Annotated in this window: 9 protein-coding genes; 2 read left to right on the top strand and 7 right to left on the bottom strand. The window is 70.5% G+C overall.

From position 1 onward, the window contains the following. Positions 1 to 91: 91 nt before the first annotated feature. Positions 92 to 505, bottom strand: coding sequence for an ATP-binding protein (locus AB0C66_RS24915; protein WP_362442609.1), 414 nt, complete (start codon positions 503 to 505; stop codon positions 92 to 94). Positions 506 to 625: 120 nt separating this feature from the next. Between AB0C66_RS24915 and AB0C66_RS24910 the strand changes: the two genes are divergently transcribed. Together AB0C66_RS24910 and AB0C66_RS24905 are read left to right on the top strand one after the other, a co-directional pair. Further along, positions 626 to 1,447: a helix-turn-helix transcriptional regulator gene (locus tag AB0C66_RS24910; protein WP_362442606.1), complete on the top strand. Its 822-nt coding sequence runs from the start codon at positions 626 to 628 to the stop codon at positions 1,445 to 1,447. Continuing rightward, positions 1,444 to 1,683 carry a DUF397 domain-containing protein gene (locus AB0C66_RS24905; RefSeq protein WP_362442603.1) on the top strand — a complete coding sequence of 80 codons (240 nt, stop codon included), beginning with the start codon at positions 1,444 to 1,446 and terminating at the stop codon, positions 1,681 to 1,683. The genes AB0C66_RS24910 and AB0C66_RS24905 overlap by 4 nt, the downstream gene beginning before the upstream one ends. Positions 1,684 to 1,722: 39 nt before the next feature. Here AB0C66_RS24905 and AB0C66_RS24900 read toward each other — a convergent pair whose 3' ends face one another. The 6 genes from AB0C66_RS24900 to AB0C66_RS24875 form a co-directional block, all read right to left on the bottom strand. Then, positions 1,723 to 2,901, bottom strand: a complete 1,179-nt coding sequence (locus AB0C66_RS24900; RefSeq protein WP_362442601.1) for a methyltransferase domain-containing protein — start codon at positions 2,899 to 2,901, stop codon at positions 1,723 to 1,725. Next, positions 2,898 to 3,053: a hypothetical protein gene (locus AB0C66_RS24895; protein ID WP_362442598.1), complete on the bottom strand. Its 156-nt coding sequence runs from the start codon at positions 3,051 to 3,053 to the stop codon at positions 2,898 to 2,900. The genes AB0C66_RS24900 and AB0C66_RS24895 overlap by 4 nt, the downstream gene beginning before the upstream one ends. Positions 3,054 to 3,171: 118 nt before the next feature. Then, positions 3,172 to 4,473, bottom strand: a complete 1,302-nt coding sequence (locus AB0C66_RS24890) for a sugar ABC transporter permease (RefSeq protein WP_362442596.1) — start codon at positions 4,471 to 4,473, stop codon at positions 3,172 to 3,174. After that, positions 4,470 to 5,252 carry an ATP-binding cassette domain-containing protein gene (locus AB0C66_RS24885; protein WP_362442593.1) on the bottom strand — a complete coding sequence of 261 codons (783 nt, stop codon included), beginning with the start codon at positions 5,250 to 5,252 and terminating at the stop codon, positions 4,470 to 4,472. Before AB0C66_RS24885 ends, AB0C66_RS24890 begins: the two co-directional genes overlap by 4 nt. Before the next feature lie 55 nt (positions 5,253 to 5,307). Next, positions 5,308 to 6,429 carry a substrate-binding domain-containing protein gene (locus AB0C66_RS24880; RefSeq protein ID WP_362442590.1) on the bottom strand — a complete coding sequence of 374 codons (1,122 nt, stop codon included), beginning with the start codon at positions 6,427 to 6,429 and terminating at the stop codon, positions 5,308 to 5,310. Beyond that, positions 6,426 to 8,966: a SpoIIE family protein phosphatase gene (locus AB0C66_RS24875; RefSeq protein WP_362442587.1), complete on the bottom strand. Its 2,541-nt coding sequence runs from the start codon at positions 8,964 to 8,966 to the stop codon at positions 6,426 to 6,428. Before AB0C66_RS24875 ends, AB0C66_RS24880 begins: the two co-directional genes overlap by 4 nt. Between the last annotated feature and the right edge of the window lie 94 nt (positions 8,967 to 9,060).

Below are 9,060 nucleotides of genomic sequence, written 5' to 3'. Positions count from 1 at the left end.
GTCCGGGGGAGGGCCTACTCGGACGATCCCGACAACGCGGCGAGCGTGCGTGCCAGGCGTCGCGGGGCAGGCGGGACTTTCGAAACACGCCCTAGAGGCGCACCCGCGCCCACACCGTCTTGCCGACAACCCGCTGCCTGACGCCCCACGCCTCGGCGAGCACCTCCACGATCGCCAGCCCGCGCCCTGACTCGTCGTCGGGCGCGGCGGCCGTGATCACGGGGAACCCCTCACGCGGATCGGACACCTCCAGCCCGACCATTTTCTCTGCGTCATATGCGATACACACTTCGAAGTACCGCCCTGGCACCCGGCCGTGCCGTACCGCGTTGGTCGCCAGCTCGGAGAGAACGAGCTGCACGGTAGCCACCTGACCTGCGTCAACACCCCACGCGAGAAGAGCGGTACCGGCCGCGTGCCGCACGTGGTGGACAGATGGGGGGACGGGAGTAAACCTCTGGTTCCAGCCAAGGAGCGGGTTTACGTTGTGACTTTCCGCGTTCATGGACCCACTGTCGGTGCAGGCGACTAGCTTCACTAGTGACAGAGCGTCGACGGCGGTGATCGGCAACTGCGGTCGAACGCACGTTGATTGGTGTTGAGCCACGTTGAGGGGTGGTCCGAGATGTCACAGTCGAAGAAGAAGGACTCCGCTCCGCCGACCGTGCAGTACTTCGCCGCTGTACTGCGGCTTCTGCGCGAGCGGGCGGGCCTGACGCAGGACGAGCTGGGCGCGTTGATGAGCTACACGGGGTCGGCGGTGAGCGCCATTGAGACGTGCGCGAAGCCGCCGACGGACGAGTTCATCGACGCGGCCGAGAAGGCACTGGACGCGGGCGGGTTACTGAGGTCGGCCATCAAGTACCTGCGGCTTGAGCGATACCCGGCCCATTTCCAGGGCTTTGTGCAGTTGGAGCAGGAAGCGCTCAGTGTCTCCTCGTACTGCACGCAGTTGATCGACGGTCTGCTCCAGACCGAGGATTACGCCCGTGCGATGTTCGACTACGCGTTTCCGCCGCTTGACGAAGAGGAAGTCAACCTTCTGGTTGAAGCTCGCGTGGACCGCACCGCGCTCTTCGATCGAAAGCCGCTGGCAGTAGTCAACGTCATCCTCGAAGAGGCAGCGCTACGCCGCCGACTCGGCCCACCCGAGGTGATGCGCGCCCAGTACGGGCACCTTCTCGAGTGCGTCGCTCGTCCCAATGTGGTCATTCAAGTGATGCCGATGAATCGTCCGGGCCACGCAGGGCTTCCCGGCCCAATGAAGTTGATTGAGATGCCTGATGAGACACCGCTGGTCTATCTGGAAGGCCAGGGGCAGAGCATCCTGGTCTCCAAGCCGCAAGAGGTAGGTGTGCTGACCCGCCGCTATGCCATGATCAGGTCGCAGGCCCTGGACCCCGGGGAATCCGCAAATTTCATCGAGCAGTTGATGGGTGAGCTATGAGCAGACTCGCGTGGTTCAAGAGCAGCTACTCCGATAACACTGGCGGCGACTGCGTCGAGATCGCCTACGAGTGGCGCAAGTCGAGCTACAGCGACTCCGGCGGCGGCGATTGCGTCGAGATGGCAACCGCCACCCCCGCCGCCGTCCACATCCGGGACTCCAAGAACCCCGACGGCCCCAACCTCTGCATAAGCGCCCCCGCCTGGGCCGCCTTCCTCGGCTACGCCACCCGCTGATCCCGGGCGCCCCCCACCGGGGCGCCACAGGGTCACACCTCAGACGACCCAGGAGTGGGCCGGACCGTCCAGCCAGGCCCGTTGCCCACCGGCGGTGACGGTCAGGCCGAAGCGGGTGTGGGTGGGCCTGTCATGGCCGACCCACCACCGGTAGGCGCCCGCCACCTCGTCCCACAACCGGCGGGGCCCTGACTGCCAGACTCGGGCCTCGGCCTCCCCGTCGCGGAACATCACGCACGCCCATGAGCGGTCACCGCGTCCGTAGAACCACGCCGGGCGGGCTCCCTCGCGCTTGTCGGCCACGGCCTGGACACAGTCCCGTACGCGGAGCCCCAGCGCGAAGGGGAGGGCGGTGTACCTCCCGGTGACGAACTCCGCTTCCGTGATCTCCGTGGTGGACGTGTGGGCTCCCGCCATGCCCTCCGCCGGGATGTACTCACCATGCCCCGGCAGCGACAGCCGCTGAGCACGGAGCTTCATGAACTCCACGGGCCGGGTGAAGTGTCCGGACGCCTCCCCCGCGCCGACGGCGAGCCGGGCGACGGCATCCGCGTTGCTGTAGTGGGTGCCCCACGGGGCGATGATCAGGCCGCCGGGCCGGGTCTGCTCGATCCATGCCCCGGGGATCTCCCGGACCGCGACGGTGGCCAGGACGCGATCGTAGGGGGCGGAGGGCACATGCCCTCCGGCACCGTCGCCCCGGACCACCGTGGGGAACAGTCCGGCCGCGCGGAGGCGTTCGTCGGCCCGGAGCGATACGGCAGGGTCCACCTCGACCGTGGTCACGTTCCCGCGCCCGAGCCGGTGGGTCAGGGCCCCGGCCGTCTCGCCGGTACCGGTGCCGACGTCGAGCACGTTCATGCCGTCGTCCACCGCTGCCGTGTGAAGCAGCGTGTAGACGACCGAGGGCATGGACGAGGAGCTGGTGGATACTCTTCCCGGCCGGGGGCCGGAGTGTTCGCCGTCGTCCCACTGCGTCACGATGGGGATGTTGCTGTCCGCCGCCGCGTACCACGCGTCCGGGTCATCCGCCCGGTCGACGGCAACGCTCGTGCCCGTGTCCATGTCGAACGGCCACATCAGGTCCGGCAGGAAGGCGGCCCGGTCCACGGCCGCGAAGGTCGGAGCCCAGTCCGGAGTCAGCACACTCGTCTCGACGAGAACGCGCCCCAGCTCCTTGCGGCTGGGGCGCTCCATCCGGGCGAAGTCGACACTCACTTGCGATGCGTCCCGTCGCCGGGCGGGGTGTCGCCGTCAGGGGACGGCGGCTCCTGCGGGGGCGTCCAGGGCTGGCCGGGATACCCGTCCCCGCCCCCGCCGTCTCCGCCGTGCCCTCCGTCCACAGCGGTGATGATCTCGGCGTTGCGCATGTCGTCGCCTCCTCGGTCGTCGCTGTCCACGCGGTGTTGCGACAACCCGCCTCGGGGGTGACGACGCTAGCAGCGGGGGCTCGACTCCCGGTCAAGATGGGGCGGGACCGGACAAGACCTACACCCGCCCGTGAGCCTTCTGCGCCTTCCTCGACAGCGAGTCGATGACAACGGCGATCAGCAGCACACCGCCGGTGATCATGAATTGGACCGCGGCCTGGATGCCCATGAGGGCGACGCCGGAGGCGATGGACTGGATGACCAGGACACCGAGCAGGGCGGACCAGGTGCTGCCGCGGCCGCCGAAGAGGCTGGTGCCGCCGATGACGGCGGCGGCGATGGCGTTCATGAGGAGGTTGTTGGAGACCGAGGTCTGGCTCACGGAGCTGATGCGCGAGGCCAGGAAGAGACCGCCGATGGCGGCCATGGTTCCCGACATCATGAAGGCGGAGATGCGCACCAGCTCCACGTTGAGCCCGGCGCGGCGGGCCGCTTCGACGCCGCCGCCGAGGGCGAAGATCATGCGCCCGTAGGCGGTGCGGCGCAGCACGTAGTCGAGGCCGACGAGGACGACGAGGAAGATCAGCAGGGCGAGCGGCAGGCCCTGGAACTGGTTGAGCAGAGTGGCCGCGACGAAGCCGACGACGGCGAGGACCCCGGTGCGCAGCCCGGTCTCGCTGAGGGGGCGGAACGGCACTCCGGCGCGGCGGCGGCGCCGGGTGTCCAGCCAGGAGGCGAGGAAGTAGCCGGCCGCGCCGAGGGCGGCCAGCCCGTACGCGGCGGCGACGTCGTTGAAGTAGAAGTTGGTCAGCTTGGCGACCAGGCCCCGGTCGTCGATGTTGATCGTGCCGTAGGTGCCCATGACGTAGAGCATCAGGCCGTACCAGCCCAGCAGTCCGGCGAGGGTGACCACGAAGGCGTGCACACCGACCTTGGCGAAGAAGAACCCCTGCACCGCTCCGACCGCGGTTCCGGTGAGCACGGCGAGGATGACGGCGGGCAGTTCGGGCATGCCCTGGTTGACGTTGAGCACGGCGAAGGTGGCGGAGGCCAGACCGCTGACCGAGGCCACCGAGAGGTCGATCTCGCCGACCAGCAGGACGAAGATGACCCCGACCGCGATCATGCCGGTGCCGACGATGTCCACACTGAGGTTGGAGAGGTTGCGCGGGGAGAGGAAGTGCGGGTTCACGATCTGGAAGATGATCCAAATGAGGAAGAGCCCGAGGACGACGGGGACGGAGCCCAGTTCACCGCTGTGGTAGCGGCGTTTGAGCGCCTGGGCGGCGCGCCCGACGGCGTGGGCGGGGGCGCCCGCCCGCCGGACGGCGGCCGCGGCGGTTCCGGTGCGCTGGTCCGTCTCCGCGCCCTCGGTCCTGCGCGGCGCGGGGCCCCCCGAGGTGGTCCGTGTTCTGTTCACAACTCCCCTTCCCGCACCGTGCGGCGTGTCACGGCGTTGTCGGAGGCGCCGGTGATGGACGAGACGATCTGCTCCTGGGAGGTGGTGGTCACGTCGAAGAACCCGTTGTTGCGGCCGAGGCGCAGCACCGCCACCCAGTCCGCGACGGCCTTGACGTCGCCCAGGTTGTGGCTGATGAGCAGGACGCCGAGGCCGCGGTCGCGCAGCCGCTCGACGAGGTCGAGGACCTGGGCGGTCTGTTCGATGCCGAGGGCCGCGGTGGGCTCGTCGAGGAGGACCAGCCGGGGTTCGCCGAGCATCGACCGGGAGATGGCGACGGTCTGGCGCTGGCCGCCGGAGAGCGAGGCGACCGGCCGCCGGACGCCGGGGATGCTGATGGAGAGGGTGTTCAGCAGTTCCAGGGTGCGGCGTTCCATCTCCACCTCGTTGAGCACGCCGAACCGGCGGATCTCGCGGCCGAGGAAGAGGTTGCCGACCACGTCGAGGTTGTCGCAGAGCGCGAGGTCCTGGTAGACGGTGGCGATCCCGAGGTGCTGGGCGTCGTGCGGCCGGTGGATCTGTTCGGGGTGGCCGTTCCATTCGATGACGCCCTCGTCGGCCGCGTCCACCCCCGCGATCACCTTGATCAGGGTGGACTTCCCGGCGCCGTTGTCGCCCACGAGGGCGATGACCTGACCGGCGTGGATCTCCAGGTCGACGTCGGCGAGCGCCTGGACCGCGCCGAACCGTTTGAAGACGCCGCGCAGCGCCAGCAGGGGCGGGGCTGAGGTGAACGTCATCTGCTCCTCCCTTCCGCCACCCGGGGCGCTCCGGCCCCTCGGGTGAGTTGGCCCGTCAGGTGATGAGTCCGGCCTTCCGGCAGGCGGCCGCGTACTTCTCCGTGCAGATCTGGTCGGTGGTGTACATCCCGTCCCGGACGAGGATCTTGAGGTTGTGGACGTTGACGTCGATCGGATGCAGCAGGACGGCCGGGATGGACTTGCTGGAGCCGCTGTTGACGCGCTCCTTGGCGATCCCGGCGAGCGATTTTCCGCGGCCGAGTGCGACGGCCATCTCGGCGGCGGCGTCGGCCTCGGGCTTGAACGGCTTGTAGACGGTCATGAGCTGTTCGCCCGCCACGATGCGCTGGACGGCCCCGAGTTCGGCGTCCTGACCGGTGACGGGGGGCACTGGGTGGATCTTGGCGGCCTTGAGGGCGGCGATGATGCCGGAGGCGAGGCCGTCGTTGGCCGACAGCACGCCCTGGATGTTGTCGGCGCCCAGCGCCGCGATGGCGCCGCTCATGTTGAGGTTGGCGTTCTCCGGCCGCCAGCCGATGGTCTCGTAGGACTTGCCGATCCTGACCTTGCCGCGGAGGACGGACAGCGAGCCGCCTTCGAACCAGCCCGAGTTGGGGTCGGTCGAGGAGCCGTTCATCATGACGATCTGGTCCCGGCGGCTCGACGCGTGCGGGCCCAGGGCCTTCAGCAGCGCCTGGGCCTGGAGGCGGCCGACCTCGGCGCCGTCGAAGGAGACATAGCCGGAGACGGGTCCCTCGGCGAGCCGGTCGTAGGCGACGACCGGGATATTGGCCTGGCGCGCCTTGACGACGGAGGAGCGGATGGCCCGGCCGTCGACCGCGTCGAGGATCAGCACCTCGACCCCGTTGGCGATCATGGAGTCGACCTGGTGCTGCTGGGTGGCGGCGTCGTGCTGGGCGCTGGCGTAGTCCACGGTGCACTTGGGGCACAGCTCCTTGATCCGCTTCTTGATCAGGGGTTTGTCGAACCGGTCGAAGCGGGCGATCTCGTTGTCCGGGAGCAGCAGGCCGATGCGGAGATTGCCACGGTGGACGGCTCCGCCGGACTGGTCCACCTCGGCGGCCTTGCCGCAGGCGGCGAGGGTCACGGCCAGGGCGAGTCCGGCCGTGACGGCGACGGCGGCGCGCAGCCGGTCCCGGGCCGGGGAGGCGTTCATCGGACCCGCCCCCCGGTGGATCCGACGGCCTCTCCCCCGGCGCCGTCGTCGCGCGGGGTGGACAGGGTGATGTCGCTCCAGACCTGCTTGCCGCCGCTGAGCGGCACCGAGCCCCAGGAATGGGAGACCGCCTCGACCAGCAGCAGTCCACGGCCGCCGGTCGCCTCCCAGTCCACGCTGGTCGGTTTGGTGGGTGTACGGGGGGAACGGTCGCTGACCGCGATCCGCAGCCGGTCCGCGGTGAGCGTGAGGTTGAGGTGCACCTCGCCCGTGGTGTGCACCATGGCGTTGGTGACCAGTTCGGAGGTGACCAGCAGGGCCACGTCCTGCTCGTCCGCCAGCCCCCAGGAGCGCAGGGTGCGGGCGGTGAAGCGGCGGGCGTGCATCACCGCGTCGGGCAGCCGCCACACCGTCCAGCGGGCGCGGGTGGGCCGTACCCGCATGGCGTCGTAGCGCAGCAGCAGCAGCGCCACGTCGTCATGGCGGCCGGCGGCGCTGCCGAGCAGTTCATCGGCGGCCCGGCCGGGGTCGGAGGGGTCGGCGCGGGTGAGCCGCTCGCGCACCCGCGCCACGCCGTCCTCCAGGTCCAGCTGGGCGGATTCCACCAGCCCGTCGGTGAGCAGGACCAGCAGGGTGCCGGAGGAGAGGCCGACCGCGGTCATCGGGTACTCGGCGTCGGCGACCACCCCCAGTGGGGGGCCGCCCTCGATGGTCAGTTCCTCGGTGGCGCCGTCCGGGCGGCGCAGCAGCGGCTGGAGGTGACCGGCCCGGACGAACCACGCCTCGCCCTCCTCCATGTCCAGATCGACGTAGGAGCAGGTGGCGAAGAGGTCGGTCTCCATGCCGACGAGAAGCCGGTTGGCGTGCGAGACGACCACGTCGGGAGGGTGGCCCTCGACCGCGTAGGCCCGGATGGCCGTGCGCATCTGGCCCATGATCGTGGCGGCGGCCGCGGAGTGGCCCTGGACGTCCCCGATGACCAGCGCCACATGGCCGTCGGAGAGCGGGATGACGTCGTACCAGTCGCCGCCCACCTCCAGCCCCATGGTGGCGGGCAGATAGCGGGTGACGGCCACTCCGCCGGGCAGCACCGGCAGTTTGCGGGGCAGCAGGCTGCGCTGGAGCATCGTGGCCAGTTCGTGTTCGGCGTCCAGTGCGTGGGCGCGTACCAGGGCCTGGCCCACCAGACCGGCCGTCGCGGTCAGCAGGGAGCGCTCCTCCGGGCCGAACTGATGCGGCTCCTCCCAGCCGATCAGGCAGACGCCGACGGTCCGGCCGTTGGCCGGGAGCGGCAGGACGGCGAGCCCGCCGGGGCCGATGCCCGCGAGGCCGGGTTCCAGCTCGGCGCCGGGCGGCCACAGGCCGACGTGTCCCTCGCGCATCGTCTCGGCCAGGGTGGGCAGGGCGTGGGTCGGCGCGTCCGGGAACTCCGACCGCCACTGGGTCCGCCACACCTCGGGCCAGGCGGAGGGCTCGGCGGGGGCGAGCACGCTGACCACGAGCTGGTCGGCCTGGAGTTCGGCGACCGCCACCCGGCGGGCCCGCAGCGGATCGCGCAGCGCGCCGACCACCACCTGGCCGACGTCGCGGATGGTGGTGGCCCCGGCCAGGGCGGCGGCCAGCCGCTGCACCATGGAGACCTCGTCGGCGCTGGGCCGCAGATACGACGCCTCCGCGACCACGCCCAGCATCCGTTCCGGGGTGCCCTCCGCCCCGGCCTGGACCCGGCAGCGCAGCTCCAGCCAGCGCAGCTCGCCGTTGGGGCGGCGGATGCGGAACGCCAGCTGCGGGGTGCCGGAGATCAGCCGGCCCGGCTCCACGATCGACATCAGGGCGGGCACATCGTCGGGGATGGTGCTCGCGAGCAGCGTCTCCACCCGTCCGTCGAAGTCGTCCGGGGGGATGCCGAACAGCTCCAGCATCTGGGTGTCGGCGGTCATCCGCCCGGTGCTCAGCTCCAGTACGAAGGCGCCCACCCGGAGCCGGTCCAGGGTGGAGCCCGAAAGCGACCGCTGCTCCGGCCGTCCGGTGTGCTGCGGTCCGTACGCCTCCAGACCGGCGGCGACGTGGAGGGCGTAGAGCTCGAGGAAGGCGCGGCGGTCGGCGTCGATACCGTCGGGGGCCTCGTCCACCACCACCAGAGCGCCGAGACCCGTGCCGTCCCCGCCCAGAGGCAGCGCTCCCAGTGAGAGGCCGGTGGAGGCCCCGGGGCCGGGCGCGGCCGTGCCGTACGCGTCCAGTTCCCGGGGGCCCAGCCACAGCGGGCGGCCGGAGCGGAAGGCGTCGGCGACGGGTGAGCGTCCGGAGAGGGGATAGCTCGCGGGAAGGGCGTAGGGGCCGCCGGGACTACGGACGGTCTCGGCCAGCCGCAGCTCGCCGCCGTCCGCGTCGAAGACGTACACGGCGACCAACGCGGTCCCCGTGAACGTCAGGACATGCCCGGTCACAGCCGCCTGCACCGCCTCCGTGCGCGGGCCGCCGGTCGTCTCGTGGGCGTACCCGAGCTCCTCATCCGCCGCCGCGCGGTAACCGATCATGGCTGGCGTGGGGGCCTTCAGAGCCGCGCCCCCTTCGAAGGGAAAGCGCTCATACCACGAGCATGGCACACCGGGGATATACAGGGCATCTCGG

Source organism: Streptomyces sp. NPDC048636, assembly GCF_040650655.1.
Classification (GTDB): Bacteria; Actinomycetota; Actinomycetes; order Streptomycetales; family Streptomycetaceae; genus Streptomyces.
This window is presented reverse-complemented; position numbering and strand designations above follow the sequence as displayed.

What these genes read in the sequence shown, in the direction of transcription:
- AB0C66_RS24910 (WP_362442606.1), top strand. Translation starts at nt 626, where the DNA reads ATGTCACAGTCGAAGAAGAAGGACTCCGCTCCGCCGACCGTGCAGTAC.
- AB0C66_RS24885 (WP_362442593.1), bottom strand. Translation starts at nt 5,252, where the DNA reads ATGACGTTCACCTCAGCCCCGCCCCTGCTGGCGCTGCGCGGCGTCTTC.
- AB0C66_RS24875 (WP_362442587.1), bottom strand. Translation starts at nt 8,966, where the DNA reads ATGATCGGTTACCGCGCGGCGGCGGATGAGGAGCTCGGGTACGCCCAC.
- AB0C66_RS24880 (WP_362442590.1), bottom strand. Translation starts at nt 6,429, where the DNA reads ATGAACGCCTCCCCGGCCCGGGACCGGCTGCGCGCCGCCGTCGCCGTC.
- AB0C66_RS24905 (WP_362442603.1), top strand. Translation starts at nt 1,444, where the DNA reads ATGAGCAGACTCGCGTGGTTCAAGAGCAGCTACTCCGATAACACTGGC.
- AB0C66_RS24895 (WP_362442598.1), bottom strand. Translation starts at nt 3,053, where the DNA reads ATGCGCAACGCCGAGATCATCACCGCTGTGGACGGAGGGCACGGCGGA.
- AB0C66_RS24915 (WP_362442609.1), bottom strand. Translation starts at nt 505, where the DNA reads ATGAACGCGGAAAGTCACAACGTAAACCCGCTCCTTGGCTGGAACCAG.